Genomic DNA, 16440 nt, shown 5'->3' with positions numbered 1-16440 from the left:
CACGGCCGCTACTGTAAATTTACTACTTATTGGGGTGGTTTGCAAGAAAATTTACTACATTCCCCTATGGCGGGGCCGCTGTTGTTGCGGCCCTGCGCACGATTGCACCACGCCTGCGCCGCCTCTCCGTGGCAGGCTCGGACAACCAATCCTTTCCCCGCCCGACAAATTATAAGCTGGCCCGTCATCTCATGCATGGCTGGCGACCCACAACGGACCCGCGGCCGGGCTTATTCGATCTCGATGGACTTGACGCCGATCGCCAGCTGGCGCGGATCGGCGTTGATCCCCAACTCGCGCGGCGACACCGCGTCGGGCAGTTCCAGATGGATCTCGCCCTGCGTGCTGGCTGGCGCCGGCACGGTCAGCGCGATGGTGGCGCGGGCGGTGGTCTTGAACACAAATTCGTGCTTCTCGCCACCGTCGACCGACACCACCACGCGCTGGCTGTGGCGGTCGTTGACCATCGCGGTAATCAGGTTGATCTTCAGCGATAGCGTGGCGCGCTCCGCCTTGGCCGGTAGCACGTACTGGAAGCTGGCTTCGCGGCCCTCGGTCCAGCGTCCGAAAGGTTCCGCCGGGCCGAAGCCGCGCAGGCGCTCGGCTGGAAGCTGCTTGCTGGCCAAATCCCAGTAGCCGAGACGCGCCCTGGTGGTGACGTACACGGGCCGGGTGTGCCAGCGCTTGCTTGTCAGGTCCAGCTGGCACAGGCCCTGTAACTGGTGGGTCTTGGCATAGGCCTGCACCCGCAGCAGATAGTCCGGAGCGGCTGGAGCGGCGAAATTCCAGTCGGGGGGATTGAAGCTGGCGAAACCGTTAATGGTCGGCAAGTGAACCAATTCGGCGATCAGCATGGCGTCCACATTGTGCGGATACAGTGAGCCGACCGGGAACGAGCTGTCGCCATCCACCGTGTCGGGCGAGGCGGTGGTGAAGAAGGCGCGGCATTCGGCCGGCGCGGGCGGCACGCCGCTGGTGCGATCGAGCAGCAATTGCCGGTCCAGCGTGGTGATGGGGCTGTGGTTGATTTCTTCCGCCAGCAGCAGCGCGCTTACCGCCAGCAGCACCAGCGGCGACCATGATGAACGTGATAGATACCATGCCGCCAATGCGGTTGCCGGCAGCGTCAGCAGCAGGAAGATGCGTGACACGACACGCAGCCCGCCGCCGCCCGGCCAGTAATGGTAGAGCCACGCCCACCCCGTATCCTGGTCGAAACGGATCGAGAGCAGCCACAGGATCAGGCTGGCGGCGGCGATGCCGACCATAATCGTCTTCACGTCCGCCGGCAGCGGCAGCCGGCGCCGGAAGATATCGAGGATGCACATGCCGGCCAACAGCAGCAGGACCGGGGCGATGCCGGCCTCGCGTTCGCCGCTACCCAGGTCGCACATCTGGCAGCCGGCGTGCAGGGCCGTGATCATGTCGCCGAATACCGCGTTGCCGGTGCCAACGTTGAAACTGTCGAACAGGCTGGGGATGTAGAACAGGATTTCGCTCCACGGCCGCTGCCTGCCCGCGCCCAGGTAAACGCTGATGAAGGGCAGCAGTGACAGCGCGGCGACCAGCGCAATGCCCAGCAGCGCTCCTTTGTTGACGATGACGGCGTGCCCCAGTTGCTTGAGCCCGGGCAGACCGCGCAGCAGCAGCTGGAAGGCCACCGCGACCACCGCCAGCACGGCGAAAAACCAGGCGGTGTAGAGACAGCTCATCATCCATGCCGCAAACAGCAGCGCGGCGAGACTGCCGAACACCAGCAGCCGGCGTCCCTGCGACAATAGCAGGGCCTGCGCCGCGTTGTAGATCAGTAGCGCTTCGACCGGCGCCAGCGATACGGACAGCAGTTGGGCATGTGACAGTTGCATGAAGCTGTTGTTGCTGAGTGTGAAAATGGCGGCGCCCAGCAATGCCCACTCGACTGGCAATTTGAGCATGCGGCGCGCAGCCGCCATGAAGCCGAAGAAGCCCACACCTTTGATGACGATGTTTGTCAGCTCATTGGCGAGGAACACGTCCAGGGACGCGGCGCGAAACAGCGAATACAGCACACCGTTCAGGAACAGGCCTTCGTTGTAGCCGAGCGTGTTGGGGTAGGGGTAGAAATAATTCGGGGTGGCCCAGTGCGACCAGCCGCGAAATACGTTGAACCAGTGCTCCAGCAGGGCCACCTGGATGACGCCGTCGTAGCGGTCGCCTGAGAGGTGGCCGAAGCGGTTGAGGATTTGCTGGCGGAAGAAGACCGCCAGCACGAGCAACGCCACCGCCAGCGTCAGTCCGGTAATGGTGCGTTGCCCGATCAAGGGGCGAGCATGGTTGAAGCGCATTGTTTTCCATCGTGTTGAGATATTGAAAACAATGCTAATATGAAAATACTAATTGAGCAATATCCTTGCTTAACTATTGCTCAAAGTTTCACTGCAATGGATGGTCAGGCGGAGCGGTAGACCGGCTCCTCGCGGCCGGCGACGTCCATCTCGATCGCCAGCAGCTTGCCGCTCAGCGGGTACTGCTCCAGTTCCGGCGCCGGCCGCGCGCCGGCGCTGGTGACGTACAGGGTTTTCAGATCCGCGCCGCCAAACGCCGGCATGGTCGGGCAGCGCACCGGCAGCTTGATCTCGCCCAGCAGCTCGCCCTGCGGCGACAGCTTGGCGATGCGGGCACCTTCAAACATCGCCACCCAGTAATTGCCGTCGCTGTCCACGGCCGCGCCGTCGGGACGGCCGCCGTAGTTGTGCTCCTTGTCCATCGAGAACTGGTGCAGCAGGCGCTGGTTGCCGACCGTGCCGGTGGCGACGTCGTAATCCAGCCTGGTGACGCGGTGCGCGGCGGTGTCGGCGTGGTACATGGTCTGCTGGTCCGGGCTGAAGCCCGAGCCGTTCGAATTGGTCATGCCGCCCGACCAGGCCTTGCGCAGCTTGCCCTGTTCCAGCACGTACATCTCGGCCGCCGGCTTGTCGCGCGGTTCGTAGATGGTGCCGACCCAGAAGCGGCCCGCCGGGTCGACGTGGCCGTCGTTGAAGCGGGTGATGGCCTGGTCGTAGGGCGCGGCCGCGATGCCGGTCAGCCTGACTTCGTCGCTGCTGGTGTCCAGGTGCGCGAAGCCGCTGCGCATGGCGACGATCAGGCCGCCCTGGTCGCTGAGGCCCAGCGTGGCCGGTTCGCTGGCCAGCTTCCAAGAACGGTGCGCGCGGCTGGCGGGATCGAGGCGGTGCACGGTGAAGGCCGGGATGTCGACCCAGTACAGTGCCTGTTCCTGCGGATGCCATAGCGGGCACTCGCCGGTTTGCATCACTGCGTCGTAAGCTACTTGGATGTTCATATGTGTTGTGCCGCTTTCGCCATGAAGATCAGGCCATTGGTCGAGCTGTCGTGGCGTTCCGGTTTCACTTCGCCGCTCAGTTCCGACTGGATGTTCTTGGCCAGCACTTTGCCCAGTTCCACGCCCCACTGGTCGAAGCTGTTCACGTCCCAGATCACGCCTTGCACAAAGGTCTTGTGCTCGTACAGCGCGATCAGCGCGCCCAGCGCGCCCGGGGTCAGCTGGTCCATCAGGATGGTGTTGGATGGACGGTTGCCGGGGAAGGTCTTGTGCGGCACCAGCGCGTCGATTTCCTCGGCGCTCAGGTTCGAGCCTGCCAGGTCGGCGCGCACTTCATCGGCGGTTTTGCCCTTCATGAAGGCTTCCGACTGCGCGAAGCAGTTGGCCAGCAGCGCATCGTGATGGCCGGCCAGATCGTGGGTGGCGCGCAGCGCGGCGATGAAATCGATCGGCGTCACGTCGGTACCCTGGTGCAGCAACTGGAAGTAGGCGTGTTGCGCATTGGTGCCGCACTCGCCCCACACCACCGGGCATGTGACGGTGTCGACTTCGCCGCCGCCACGGGTGACGCGCTTGCCGTTCGATTCCATGTCCAGCTGTTGCAGGTAGGCCGGGAAGCGGTTCAGGTCCTGATGGTACGGTGCGATCGACAGCGAACCGGCGTTCAGGAACTGACGGTTCCAGAAGCCGACCATGGCCAGCAGCACCGGCATGTTCTGCTCCAGCGGCGCCTCACGGAAGTGTTCATCCATGGCGTGCGCGCCGGCCAGGAAGTCGTTGAAGTAGCCGAAGCCCACCGCCAGCGCCACCGACAAGCCGATCGCCGACCATACCGAGTAGCGGCCGCCGACCCAGTCCCAGAACGGGAACATGTTGGTGGTGTCGATGCCGAATTCCGCCACCGCCTTGGTGTTGGTCGATACGGCCACGAAGTGCCTGGCCAGGTCTTCGTGCTTGCCGCCGCTTTGCAGGAACCAGTTGCGCGCGGTGCCCGCGTTCAGCATGGTCTCGGCGGTGGTGAAGGTTTTGGAGGCGATGATGAACAGCGTGGTTTCAGGATGCACCTGTGCCAGCGCCGCGTCCATGTCATGGCCGTCGACGTTGGAGACGAAGTGCATCTTCAGGCGCGGATGGGCGTACGAGCGCAGCGCCAGCACCGCCATTTTCGGGCCCAGGTCCGAGCCGCCGATGCCGATGTTGACGATGTCCGTGATCTGTTTGCCGCTGTAGCCCAGCCACTGGCCGTTGCGTACGCGGTCGGTGAATTCCTTCACATGGTCCAGCACCGCGTGCACGTCGGCGTTGATGTCCTGGCCGTCCACCACCAATGCTTTGCCGCGCGGCATACGCAGGGCGGTGTGCAGCACGGCGCGTTGTTCGGTAAGATTAATCTTCTCGCCGCTGAGCATGGCGTCGCGCTGGCGTTCGACGCCGCGCTCACGCGCCAGATCCAGCAGCAGGCCGACGGTGGTGGCGTCCAGGCGGTTCTTGGAATAGTCGAGGAACAGGCCGGCCGCGTCGACCGTCAATTTCGGAAAACGCTGCGCGTCGGCGGCAAACAGCTGGCGCAGTTGCCAGTGTTTGGCGTCGGCGGCGTGGGATGCCAGGGCTTGGAAGCTGGCGGTGGTGGTCAGTGCAGGCTGGCGCATAATGTTGTAGGTAGGAGGGGGATGGCCGAATGATACAGGAAAATCAGGTAAATTCACTACGGTTTGGTGGCGTGCCCCTGAATATTTCTGCCCCGAGAGGGTGTTGCACGGGATGGGTCGGCCTAAGAAAAGCCGGTGGGCTTTGCGATTTTGTAGTAAAATTTCACGGAATCCATTCATAAGGAACGATCATGGCGTTGCATCCAGTCCTGGAAAAAGTCACCAATCGCATCATTCAGCGCAGCAAACCATCGCGCGGGGCTTACCTGGCCCATCTCGAAGCGGCCCGCGTCAAAGGCCCGCAGCGCGGCACCCTGGCCTGTACCAACCTGGCGCACGGCTTTGCCGCCTTCCCGGCCAACGACAAGCTGGTGCTGAAGGAAGTGAAAAAGCCATCGGTGGCGATTGTCTCGGCCTACAACGACATGCTGTCGGCGCACCAGCCGTTCGAGCGCTTCCCTGAAATCATCAAGCAGGCCGTGCGCGAAGTCGGCGCGGTGGCGCAATTCGCCGGCGGCACGCCCGCCATGTGCGACGGCGTGACCCAGGGCCAGCCGGGCATGGAGCTGTCGCTGTTCTCGCGCGACGCCATCGCCATGGCCGCCGCCGTGGCGCTGTCGCACAATATGTTCGACTCGGCGCTGTACCTGGGCGTGTGCGACAAGATCGTGCCGGGCCTGCTGATCGGCGCGCTGCACTTCGGCCACCTGCCGGCGGTGTTCGTGCCGGCCGGCCCGATGACCACCGGCCTGTCGAATTCCGAGAAAGCCAAGATCCGCCAGCTGTACGCGCAGGGCAAGGCCGGCCGCGCCGAGCTGCTGGAAGGCGAGTCGAAGTCCTACCACGGCGCCGGCACCTGCACCTTCTACGGCACCGCCAACTCCAACCAGATGCTGATGGAGGTCATGGGCCTGCACCTGCCGGGCGCCGCCTTCATCACCCCGAACACGCCGCTGCGCGATGAACTGACCAAGGCCGCCGCCCGGCGCGCCGCCGTCATCACCGACCAGGGCAGCGAATACATCCCGGTCGGCCATGTGGTCGACGAGAAGGCCATCGTCAACGCCATCGTGGCGTTGCTGGCCACCGGCGGTTCCACCAACCACACGCTGCACCTGCCGGCCATCGCCAAAGCGGCCGGCATCGTGATCGACTGGGACGACTTCGACGAGCTGTCGAAGGTGGTGCCGCTGCTGTGCCGCATCTACCCGAACGGCGAGGCAGACGTCAACCACTTCCACGCCGCCGGCAGCACCGGCTTCGTGATCCGCGAACTGCTGGACGCCGGCCTGCTGCACGACGACGTCACCACCATCCTCGGCAAGGGTCTGCGCAAGCACTGCGCCGAGCCGTTCCTGGGTGAGAAAGACCAGGGCGTGGTGTTCCGCGACTCGCCGGCCGAATCGGGCGACGAGAACGTGTTGCGCAAGCACGGCAACCCATTCTCGCCGGATGGCGGCATGGTGCTGGTGCAGGGCAACCTGGGCCGCGCTGTGATGAAGGTGTCGGCCGTGAAGCCGCAGCACCGCACGGTGCAAGCGCCGGCGCTGGTGTTCAATTCGCAGGAGGATTTCATGGACGCCTACAAGGCCGGTCAGCTGGACCGCGACTTCGTGGCCGTGATCCGCTTCCAGGGCCCGCGCGCCAACGGCATGCCGGAACTGCACGCGCTGACCCCGGCGCTGGCCAACCTGCAGGACGCCGGCCGCAAGGTGGCGCTGGTGACCGACGGCCGCATGTCGGGCGCCTCGGGCAAGGTGCCGGCCGCGATCCACGTCTCGCCGGAGATTCTGGCCGGTGGTCCTTTGGGCCTGGTGCGCGACGGCGACATCATCAAGGTGTGCGCCGAAACCGGCACGCTGGAGGCGCTGGTGGATTCGGCCGCGTGGCACGCGCGCGCGATGGCGCACGCCGACATGTCGGTCAACCACGTCGGCATGGGCCGCGAACTGTTCTCCATGTTCCGCAACAGCGTGTGCGAAGCGGAGAAGGGCGCCACCACCTTCCCGCTGCCGTCGCCGATCGCCACCACGGTGAACCTGCATGACAAAGAACCGGTCGGTAACACCGTGCCGGGTTCCGACGAAGATTTCTCGACCAAGAAAGAAGCCTGATATGACTCTGTCCCTGCTCGATATTATGCGTACCTCGGCCGTGATCCCGGTGATCGCGATCGATGATCCTGAACATGCAGTGCCGCTGGCGAAAGCGCTGGTGGCGGGCGGCATCCGCGTGCTGGAAGTGACCCTGCGCACCAGGCACGGCCTGGGCGCGATCAAGGCGATGTCGGAAGTGGAAGGCGCCATCGTCGGCGTCGGCACGCTGACCCAGCCGGAAGAATTCGCCGCCTCGCGCGACGCCGGCGCGGTGTTTGGCGTGTCGCCGGGCCTGACCCCGGCGCTGATCGCCGCCGCCAAGAGCAGCGGCCTGCCGCTGCTGCCGGGCGTGATGACGCCATCGGAAGTGATGGTGGCGCGCGAGCAGGGCTTCAAGCAGCTCAAGCTGTTCCCAGCGGTGCCGGCGGGCGGCGTCGGCATGTTGAACGGCATCGGCGGCCCGCTGCCGGACATCACCTTCTGCCCGACCGGCGGCATCTCGATCGAGACCGCGCCGCAGTTCCTGAAACTGAAGAACGTGGCCTGCGTCGGCGGCTCCTGGCTGACCCCGAAAGACCTGATGGCCAACGGTGAGTGGGACAAGATCACCGAACTGGCCAGGGCGGCCAGCGCCCTGCGCGGCTAAACCACAACGGCGCTACGGCGCCGTTTTTCATATGCAGGCGGCGATGTGCTCGCGCAGCCATTGGTGGGCGGGGTCGCGGTGCAGGCGTTCGTGCCAGAGCATGGTCATTTGGTAGCCGGGGATGGCCACTGGCGGCGCCACCACGCGCAGGGCCGGGTTGTCGCGCACCAGGCGCTCGGGCAGCATGGCCACCAGGTCGCTGCGGCATAACGCCGAGATCACAAACAGGAAGTGCGGCACCGACAGCACCACGCGCCGCGTCAGCCCGGCTTCCGCCAGCGTTTTATCCGTGGCGCCGCTGAAGCCGCCGCCGTCCGGCGACACGATCACGTGTTCCAGCGCGCAGAACTGCCGGAGGGTCGGCTTGCGTTTCAGGCGTGGATGGCCGGCGCGGCCTGCCAGCACGTAGCTTTCCTTGAACAGAGGCCGGTGGCGCATGCCCGGCGGCGCGCCGTCGCTGGTGTGGAAGGCGAGGTCGATGATGCCTTGCTCCGCCTGCCGCGCGATGTGCGGAGGCGCCAGTTCCAGCACGGCGATGCGCGTGCCCGGCGCGGCGGCGCGCAGGCTGGCCATGGCCGGCAGCAGGATGGTCGATTCGCCGTAGTCGGTGGCGGCCACGCGCCAGGTGTGCTCGGCCTGCGCCGGATCGAAGGGCGCGGCCGGGGAGACGGCGCGGCCCAGTGCTTCCAGCGCCTGCCGCAGTGGCTCGCGCAGCGCCTCGGCGCGCGCGGTGGGGCGCATGCCGCGTGGGCCCGGCAGCAGCAGGGGATCGCCGAAGATGTCGCGCAGCCTGGCCAGGTGCACGCTGATCGATGGCTGCGAGAAGTTCAGCCGCTGCGCCGCGCGCGTGACGTTGTGCTCCGCCAGCAGCACATCCAGCGTCACCAGCAGGTTGAGGTCCAGTCGCCTGAGATTAGTCATGTCTATAGCTGGAATATTGGGAATTCATTTCTACTATACCTGAAGGACGCTTATTCTGAGGTTTTCAAGGAGCCTCTCATGAATGTCCTGATTGTTTATGCCCATCCCGAGCCACGTTCGCTGAACGGCGCGCTGAAAGACTTTGCCGTGCAACACCTGCGAGCCGCAGGCCACGCGGTGCAGGTGTCCGATCTGTATGCGATGGAGTGGAACGCCACGCTGGCTGCCAGCGAAATCCCGGAACGCGTGCATCATCGCGCCGACATTTTGCGCGAGCAGGAAAAGCTGCGCTGGGCCGACACGGTGATCTTCCAGTTCCCGCTGTGGTGGTTTTCCATGCCGGCCATCATGAAGGGCTGGGTGGAGCGCGTGTACACGCTGGGCTTCGGCTACGGCGTCGGCGAGCATTCCGACCGGCGCTGGGGCGACCGCTACGGCGAGGGCACGCTGTCCGGCAAGCGCGCCATGCTGGTGGTGACGGCGGGTGGCTGGGAATCGCACTACAGCCCGCGCGGCATCAACGGCGCGGTGGATGAGCTGCTGTTCCCCATCCATCACGGCATCCTGTACTACCCGGGCATGGAGGTGCTGCCGCCATTCCTGGTGTATAAGGCGCGCAGCATGGGCGAGCAGCGCTTCGCCGCCATCACCGAACAACTGGGCCAGCGCCTCGACACGCTGGCGACCACGCCGCCGATTCCGTACCGCCGCCAGAATCACGGCGACTACGATATCCCGGCCATGATCTTAAAGGCCGATATCGCGCCCGCAGCCAGCGGCTTTGCGGCGCACCTGGCTTAGCCCAGCCGCATGCGCAGGCCGATCGGCGACATGGTGAAGCCCATCAGTTCCTCCGGCGGCTTGCCGTCCACGGTGGCGATCGACTGGATCTCAAAGCTGGACAGCAGCATGGCGCTGGCCAGTTTGATTTCCAGCAGCGCCAGGTAGCGTCCCGGACAGGTGCGCACGCCGGCGCCGAAGGGCATCGATACCTGCTTGTTGATGGTCGGCTCCAGCCAGCGCTCCGGCTTGAAGTCGGCCGCATCCGGCATGTGCGCGTCCGACACGCTGTCGTTGCGCATCACGCACCACAGCAGGCCGCCTTTGGGCACGATCACATCGCCGACCACCGTGTCGCGCAGGGCTTCCAGCGGGATGAAGGGCGCCACCGGCTTGAGGCGCATGGCTTCCTGCGCGCAGGCGTCGAGATAGTCCAGGCCATCCATCTGCTCGATGCTGAACGCCGAGGGATCGGGCGCCACGCGCATGACCTCCTCACGCGCCTTGCGCATGGCGGCGGGGTTCTGTTGGAGCAGGTACAGCATCCACGCCAGCGAGTTGCTGGTGGTGTCTTCGCCGGCCAGCAGCATGGTGGTGACGTTGCCGGCCACCGCCTGGTCATCGACGCCGCTGCCGCCCTGGTCGGCCGCGCAGATCATCGCTTCCAGCAGATTGGCGGGCTGCTGGCGGCGCTGTGGCTCGGCGGCAAGGCGCGCGCGGGCGGCGGCGATCAGTTGGTCGACCGCCTTGCGCAGTTCAAGCAGGCTGCTGTCCAGCTGCCGGTCCTGCGGCAGCCGGATGTAGCGCCAGTAGGGGAACAGCGCGATCGACCGGCGCGCCACCGCCGGCAGCACCACGTCCATGTGGCGCTGGATCACGTCCTCGCCGCCGTCGATGGTGTTGACTTCGGTGCCGAACGCCAGCCCGGCGATGATATCCACGCTGTAGCGTTTCAGGTCTTCGGCCAGATCGATGTCGCTGCCGCTGCGCGCGGCCAGCTGCCAGCGCCGCTGCAAGCGCCGCACCACCGAGACCAGCGACGGAAAATACGCTTTCACCGCGTGCGGCGCCAGCGCCGCCATCACCATGCGGCGCTGATCGCGCCACGCCGCGCCCTCGGCCAGGAACACGCCCGGCAGGCCGCCCATTTCGTCCGAGACGCGCGCGGTGATGGACGGGCGGCGGAAACCGTCCGGGCGGTCGCGCAGCATCGCGCTCACCAGCTCGTGGCTGGCCACCACCAGCGTTTGCACGTTGCCAAAGCTGATCTTGAACAGCGGTCCGTATTGCCTGGTCCAGGCCTCGACGTCCTGGTGGATGCGCAGCGGCCGCATCTGCGGCAGGTTGCCCGCCAATGGCCACGGACGTGGGCCGGGCAGGTCGTGCATATGACGAAGTTCGGCGGCAATCGCGTTTTGCATGTCAGCTCCCTCTTTGGACGAGGCCTCAGTGTGCGCCGGCCAGCGCGGCAAGTATTGAATGATTCCGACATGGTATAAACTATTTGCCATGAATGCCGCCGAGCCGACCACCCGCCTGATCTTCCCGCGCCAGCCGCTGGCGTCCTGCGTGCGCGCCTACGTGGTGCGCAGCACGGTGGAGGCGCCGCTGACCGACCGGCAGGACCGCTACAACCATTTCCCCGCCACGCCGCACTGTTCCATCACCTTTTATATCGAAGGCGAGGCCGAGGTGGTCGAGCCGCCCGATGCGCCGCAGGAGCGGATACGCGTGGTGTTCTGCGGTCCGCAAACACGGCCCATCGTCACCTACAATCCGGGGCCGGTGCGGGTGCTGATGGTGATGTTTTACCCGCAGGCGCTGCACGCCATGTCCGGCGTCGATGTCTCGCAATGGGTGGATCGCTGGGCGCCGGTGGAGCTGGCGCTGGGCGCCGAGTGGCAGGCCCTAGCCGAGGCGGTGCTGGCCGCGCCGGAGCGCGGCGTGCGGCTGCTGGAGGAGTTTCTGCAACCGCGCTGGCAGGCGGCGCGGGCCGGCGGCGCCGGCGCCATGGCCGGCGACTGGGTGCGCCACCTGGCCACGCAGGTGGCCGACAGCGCGCTGGGCAGGGGCGTGCGCAGCATCGAGCGCCGCATCAAGGCCAGCGCCGGCCAGCCGCTGCGCAAGCTGCTGCGCTTGCAGCGCGCCGAGCGGTCCTTCTTTGAGGCGCGCGACGAATTCATGAGCGGCAAGGCCGTATGGTCCGACATTGCCGCGCGCGGCGGTTATTCCGACCAGGCCCATTTGTGCCGCGAGGCGCGCGAGATCACCGGCCACACGCCGGGCGAACTGGCGCGCGTGCTGGCCTCCAGCGACGAACGCTACTGGATTTACCGGATCTGGAATTAGGCGGCGGCGATGCGGTTGCGGCCGCCGCGCTTGGCCTGGTACAGCGCGCGGTCGGCGGCGCCGATCAGGGCCTCGATCGCCACCGGCGCGGCGGCCGGTTGGGTGGCGATGCCGATGCTGACCGTCACCAGCCGCGACGGATCGCTGTTGCGCTGGTGCGGGATGGCCAGCGCCTCGGCCCGCGCGCGGATGCTTTCCGCCATCCGCCAGGCCTGCTCCGGATCGGTCTCCGGCAGGATCATGGCGAACTCCTCGCCGCCGTAGCGCGCCATCAGGTCGCACGGGCGCTTGAGCATGCCGGCCAGCGCGGTGGCCACCTGGATCAGGCACTGGTCGCCCTTCTGGTGGCCGTAGTGGTCGTTGTAGGGCTTGAAGTGGTCGATGTCGATCATCAGCAGCGACAGCGGCGTGCCGCCGCGCTTGGCGCGCCGGTGTTCCTTCTCCATCGCCACGTCGAAGTGGCGGCGGTTGGCGATGCCGGTCAGGCCGTCGGCGAAGCTCTGCGAGCGCAGCACCATGGCCTGCTCGCGCAGCAGCTTTTCCCGTCCGACCGCGATGCTGACGTCGGTGACCTGGATCAGGCAGTGGCGCGGCGCGCCGGCCACCGCGATCGGCGTCACCTCCACCGCCTGCTGGATGCGCTGGCCGCGCAGGTACAGGTCGAACGGCGCCTTGTTCAGGGTCTGCGACAGCAGGGAGGGGAAGTTGTTGTACAGCGCGTGCTGGATGGCGGCGTCGACCCGGCCGCCGCGCAGCCCGGGGCAGACGGCGAAGAAGTCCTGCCCCAGCACCTGCTCGGACGGCAGCCCGGCATGCCGGGCCATCCAGCTGTTCCACAGTACCACGTGGCGCTCGCCGTCGAGCACGATGGCGCCCAGGTTGAGCGCGCGGAACACGCTTTCCAGCAGGGGCGGGCGCAGTGGGTTCATGCCGCCCTCAACCCTGCCCCTGGCCCATCGCGCGCGCGATGTAGAGGTTGATCTGCTGCTTTAGGTCGTGCAGCGCCGAGAGGTCCAGCACGAAGGCCACGTAGCCGTGGATCTGGTGCTTCTCCAGCAGGAAGTCGATGTGCAGCATCAGCACCACGCCGTCGGCCTGGCTGCCGGTGGCGATCAGGATCTGGTCGCTGGTGCCGAGGTGGTAGCGCGGCAGCGAGCCCTCCAGCTCGCGCTGGAAGATGTTGGCCAGCGTGCCGACGCAGGAATTGAGCATGATGTTGCCGATCTCGCACATGGCTTCCTGCTCCATCTCGGTCAGCTCCTTGAGCGGCATCGCCTCGCCCACCATCAGGCGCACGATCTCCAGGCTTTTGTCCTCCGGGAACATGAGGATGGCCTCGGTCTCGAAGGCGCCGCCGAAGTGCTGGCTGACGCCGCAGATGCGCTCGGGCAGGCCGTCGCCCTTGCCCAGCAGGCGCGCCGCCTCGGCGCGCGGGAGGAAGCTGATCGACGGCACCGACATGCGCACCGCCTCGTTGACGATGGCGCTCATCGAGGCGGCGGCCTGGCCGACGCCGATGTTGAAGATCTCGATCAGGGCGTCGTTTTCCAGGGCGGACAGGTTGAACATGGTTACGCTTCCAGCGTGGCCACCAGCTGGGCGATGCGCGCCGCGGTGATGGGCTTCTCGACAAAGCCGATGCCCATGGCGCTGGCGCGCTCGCGGGTGGCGCTTTGCACGTTGGCGGTCAGCAGCGAGATCGGCACCGAGGGGAATTCCTGGCGCAGTTGCTCGGCGGCGGCGAGGCCGCCCATGCCGGGCATGTTGACGTCCATCAGGATCAGGTCGGGCGTGACGTCGCGCGCCTTGAGCAGCGATTCCTCGCCGGTGCCGGCCTCCTCGACGATCCAGTCGGCGCGCAGGCCGGCGATGTACTGGCGCGCCATCATGCGCGAGACGCGGCTGTCGTCGACGATCAGGACGGTTTTGGTGGTGGTCATGTCTCTATCCCCGGCGGTTCTTGTTGTGGATGCATTCTCGCATATCCTGCGCGCCCGGCGGCGGCCGGTGTTGCTTGCTTTGTACGCTTTTCATGCATGTTGTCCTGGGGTAATTTTTGAGCGCAAAGCGGGATGGTAAAATAGCGCCTTTCCGATTCCCCCTTCCTGATAGATTGATCATGACCCAAGACGAACTGAAACAAGCCGTAGCCCGTGCCGCCATCGCCTACGTGGTGGAGAACGAGATCATCGGCGTGGGCACCGGCTCGACCGCCAATTTCTTCATCGACGAGCTGGCCAGGATCAAGCACCGGATCAAGGGCACCGTGGCCTCGTCCGAAGCCACCGCCGCCCGCCTGCGCGGCCATGGCATCGCCGTGTTCGATCTGAACGACGTGGCGGAGATGGCGGTGTACATCGACGGCGCTGACGAGATCGACCATTCCGGCGCCATGATCAAGGGCGGCGGCGCGGCGCTGACGCGCGAGAAGATCGTCGCCTCGGTGGCGAAGCAGTTCGTCTGCATCGCCGACGGGTCCAAGCTGGTGGACGTGATGGGCAGGTTCCCGCTGCCGGTGGAAGTGATCCCGATGGCGCGCGCGGCGGTGGCGCGCGCGCTGGTCAAGCTGGGCGGCACGCCGCAGCTGCGCCTGAAGCCGGGCACGCAGGAAGCGTTTGTGACCGACAACGGCGGCTACCTGCTGGATGTGGCGGGCCTGTCGATTACCGAGCCGAAAGCGCTGGAAGAGAAGATCAACCAGATCGTCGGGGTGATCGCGGTGGGCCTGTTCGCCGCCCGCGGCGCCGATGTCTGTCTGCTGGGCACCGCCGAGGGCGTGAAGACCCTGAAGTTTTAAGCGCTGTCGTCCCGGCGCGGGCCGGGACCCAATTGGGTTCCGGCCGGCGCCGGAACGACCTTACTCGGCGGGCGGCACGTAGCCCTGCGCCATGTCGGCGCCGTCGCCGAAGAAGTGCTTTTCCATCTGCGCCGCCAGGTATTTGCGGGCGCGCTGGTCGGCCAGGTTCAGGCGGTTTTCGTTGACCAGCATGGTCTGGTGCTTGAGCCAGGCGGCCCAGGCTTCCTTCGACACCTGCTCGTAGATCCGCTTGCCCAGTTCGCCCGGATACGGCGGGAAGTCCAAGCCCTCGGCTTCCTTGTTGAGTTTAATGCATTGAACGGTGCGGGCCATGTGGGTTGCTCCTAAACTGAAAAACGGGATTATAAGGTCTTAATCAAAACCTGGGATTTGCGCTGCCAGTTGTACATGCGCTGGCGGTCCCTGGGCAGGGCGTCGACCGTGGCCGGGGCGAAGCCGCGCTTGATGAACCAGTGCGCGGTGCGGGTGGTCAGCACGAACAGCTTGTGCACGCCCATGGCGCGCGCGCGGTTTTCCATGTGCTTGAGGATGCGGTCGCCGTCGCCCTGGCCCTGCACCTCGGGGTTGACGGTCAGGCAGGCCATTTCCGCCATTTTCTGCTCGGGGAACGGGTACAGGGCGGCGCAGCCGAAGATCACGCCGTCGTGCTCGATCACCGAGAACATCTCGATCTCGCGCTCGATCAGCTCGCGGCCGCGCTTGACCAGGGTGCCGTCGGCCTCGAGCGGTTCGATCAGCTTGATGATGCCGCCCACGTCCTCGATGGTGGCCGGGCGCAGCGATTCCAGGTTCTCGTGCGAGATCATGGTGCCGACGCCGTCGTGGGTGAACAGTTCCAGCAGGGCCGAGCCGTCCATGTCGAACGAGACGATGTGCGAGCGCTCGACGCCGTTGTCGCAGGCCTTGATGCAGTGCTTGAGGTAGAAGGCGGTGGCGTCCGGCAGGAAGCCGGCCTGCAGCACGGCCTCGGCCTGGTGCGAGGACAGTTCGCGGATCTCGGCGCCGGCGGCGTCGGTCATCAAGGGGGTCTCGGTGATGAAGATCAGCTTGTCGGCGTGCAGGGCGATGGCGGTGGCGCAGGCCACGTCCTCCATGGTCAGGTTGAAGGCCTCGCCGGTGGGCGAGAAGCCCAGCGGCGACAGCAGCACCAGGCCGTCCGAGCCGAGGATGGAGTGGATGGTCTCGGCGTCCACCTTGCGGGTGACGCCGGTCAGCTCGAGGTCGACGCCGTCGATCACGCCGAGCGGCTTGGCGGTGATGAAGTTGCCGGAAATGATACGGATCGCCGCGTTGGACATCGGCGTGTTGGGCAAGCCCTGGCTGAAGGCGGCCTCGATGTCGAGCCGCAGCTCGCCGGCCGCCTCCTTGGCGCATTCCATGGCGGCGGGGTCGGTGATGCGCAGGCCGTGGTGGAAGCGGCCTTCGACGTTGCGCAGGGCCAGCTGTTCGGCCACCTGCGGGCGCGAGCCGTAGATCACGGTGACGTTGATGTCCAGCGCGTGCAGCAGCGACAAGTCGTGGGCCAGCACCGGCAGGGCGCCGGCGGCCACCAGTTCACCGGGGAAGGCGACCACGAAGGTCTTGCCGCGGAAGGCGTGGATGTAGGGCGCGACGGAGCGCAGCCATTGGACGAATTGGGTAGGGTTTTCCATTAGCCGCATTATAATTCGGGGCGCGACGTCCGCGCCAAATACCTTTGTAAAAAACAATGTCAGAAGCCAGCAACAAGCCACAAAAACCGTCTTCCAGCCCTCAAACCGCTGTCAAACGTCCCGCGCCAGCCGCTCAAGCCCGTCCGGTGGGGCAGGGGCAGCCGCGCCCGCAGGGGGAGCGCGGCGCGCGCGCGCCGCGTGGCGACGGCC

Annotated in this window: 15 protein-coding genes; 5 read left to right on the top strand and 10 right to left on the bottom strand. The window is 66.1% G+C overall.

The window, feature by feature from the left end:
- Window positions 1–230: 230 nt before the first annotated feature.
- From GM676_RS24570 to pgi, 3 genes are all read right to left on the bottom strand, one after another.
- Window positions 231–2324: a DUF7024 domain-containing protein gene (locus GM676_RS24570; RefSeq protein ID WP_155466815.1), complete on the bottom strand. Its 2094-nt coding sequence runs from the start codon at window positions 2322–2324 to the stop codon at window positions 231–233.
- A 104-nt stretch (window positions 2325–2428) separates the two neighbouring features.
- Window positions 2429–3319, bottom strand: a complete 891-nt coding sequence (locus tag GM676_RS24565; protein ID WP_155466812.1) for an SMP-30/gluconolactonase/LRE family protein — start codon at window positions 3317–3319, stop codon at window positions 2429–2431.
- The gene (gene pgi / locus GM676_RS24560; RefSeq protein WP_155466809.1) at window positions 3316–4968 is read right to left on the bottom strand and encodes a glucose-6-phosphate isomerase; all 1653 of its coding nucleotides are present in this window, start codon (window positions 4966–4968) and stop codon (window positions 3316–3318) included. The genes GM676_RS24565 and pgi overlap by 4 nt, the downstream gene beginning before the upstream one ends.
- Before the next feature lie 191 nt (window positions 4969–5159).
- Between pgi and edd the strand changes: the two genes are divergently transcribed.
- Both edd and eda read left to right on the top strand, forming a co-directional pair.
- Entirely contained in the window at window positions 5160–7082 is a 1923-nt protein-coding gene (gene edd / locus GM676_RS24555) for a phosphogluconate dehydratase (protein ID WP_155466807.1), read from the top strand.
- 1 nt (window position 7083) lies between these two features.
- Entirely contained in the window at window positions 7084–7710 is a 627-nt protein-coding gene (gene eda, locus GM676_RS24550) for a bifunctional 4-hydroxy-2-oxoglutarate aldolase/2-dehydro-3-deoxy-phosphogluconate aldolase (protein ID WP_155466805.1), read from the top strand.
- 27 nt (window positions 7711–7737) lie between these two features.
- On the opposite strand, the gene GM676_RS24545 is transcribed toward eda, so the two are convergent.
- On the bottom strand, window positions 7738–8631 hold the full coding sequence (locus GM676_RS24545; RefSeq protein WP_155466803.1) for a LysR family transcriptional regulator: 894 nt from the start codon (window positions 8629–8631) through the stop codon (window positions 7738–7740).
- A 78-nt stretch (window positions 8632–8709) separates the two neighbouring features.
- Here GM676_RS24545 and GM676_RS24540 point away from each other — a divergent pair, with 78 nt between their 5' ends.
- Window positions 8710–9432, top strand: coding sequence for an NAD(P)H-dependent oxidoreductase (locus tag GM676_RS24540; protein WP_155466801.1), 723 nt, complete (start codon window positions 8710–8712; stop codon window positions 9430–9432).
- On the opposite strand, the gene GM676_RS24535 is transcribed toward GM676_RS24540, so the two are convergent.
- Entirely contained in the window at window positions 9429–10832 is a 1404-nt protein-coding gene (locus tag GM676_RS24535; protein ID WP_155466799.1) for a cytochrome P450, read from the bottom strand. The genes GM676_RS24540 and GM676_RS24535 overlap by 4 nt on opposite strands.
- Window positions 10833–10920: 88 nt before the next feature.
- Between GM676_RS24535 and GM676_RS24530 the strand changes: the two genes are divergently transcribed.
- Window positions 10921–11760 carry a helix-turn-helix domain-containing protein gene (locus tag GM676_RS24530; RefSeq protein ID WP_155466797.1) on the top strand — a complete coding sequence of 280 codons (840 nt, stop codon included), beginning with the start codon at window positions 10921–10923 and terminating at the stop codon, window positions 11758–11760.
- On the opposite strand, the gene GM676_RS24525 is transcribed toward GM676_RS24530, so the two are convergent.
- The 3 genes from GM676_RS24525 to GM676_RS24515 are packed head-to-tail and all read right to left on the bottom strand — an operon-like array spanning window position 11757 to window position 13700.
- Window positions 11757–12689: a sensor domain-containing diguanylate cyclase gene (locus GM676_RS24525; RefSeq protein WP_155466796.1), complete on the bottom strand. Its 933-nt coding sequence runs from the start codon at window positions 12687–12689 to the stop codon at window positions 11757–11759. The genes GM676_RS24530 and GM676_RS24525 overlap by 4 nt on opposite strands.
- Before the next feature lie 7 nt (window positions 12690–12696).
- Window positions 12697–13329, bottom strand: a complete 633-nt coding sequence (locus tag GM676_RS24520; RefSeq protein ID WP_155466795.1) for a chemotaxis protein CheC — start codon at window positions 13327–13329, stop codon at window positions 12697–12699.
- 2 nt (window positions 13330–13331) lie between these two features.
- Complete coding sequence (locus GM676_RS24515) at window positions 13332–13700, bottom strand: response regulator (RefSeq protein WP_155466794.1); 369 nt, start codon at window positions 13698–13700, stop codon at window positions 13332–13334.
- Window positions 13701–13879: 179 nt separating this feature from the next.
- Between GM676_RS24515 and rpiA the strand changes: the two genes are divergently transcribed.
- Window positions 13880–14557, top strand: a complete 678-nt coding sequence (gene rpiA, locus GM676_RS24510; RefSeq protein WP_155466793.1) for a ribose-5-phosphate isomerase RpiA — start codon at window positions 13880–13882, stop codon at window positions 14555–14557.
- 60 nt (window positions 14558–14617) lie between these two features.
- On the opposite strand, the gene GM676_RS24505 is transcribed toward rpiA, so the two are convergent.
- Window positions 14618–14890, bottom strand: coding sequence for an oxidative damage protection protein (locus GM676_RS24505; protein WP_155466792.1), 273 nt, complete (start codon window positions 14888–14890; stop codon window positions 14618–14620).
- Between the two features lie 29 nt (window positions 14891–14919).
- Complete coding sequence (gene argA / locus GM676_RS24500; RefSeq protein ID WP_155466791.1) at window positions 14920–16230, bottom strand: amino-acid N-acetyltransferase; 1311 nt, start codon at window positions 16228–16230, stop codon at window positions 14920–14922.
- Window positions 16231–16440: the final 210 nt, after the last annotated feature.

Source organism: Duganella radicis (assembly GCF_009720825.1).
Lineage (GTDB): Bacteria > Pseudomonadota > Gammaproteobacteria > Burkholderiales > Burkholderiaceae_D > Rugamonas > Rugamonas radicis.
Note: the sequence above shows the minus strand (reverse complement) of the source record. Positions and strands in the feature narration are given on the sequence as shown.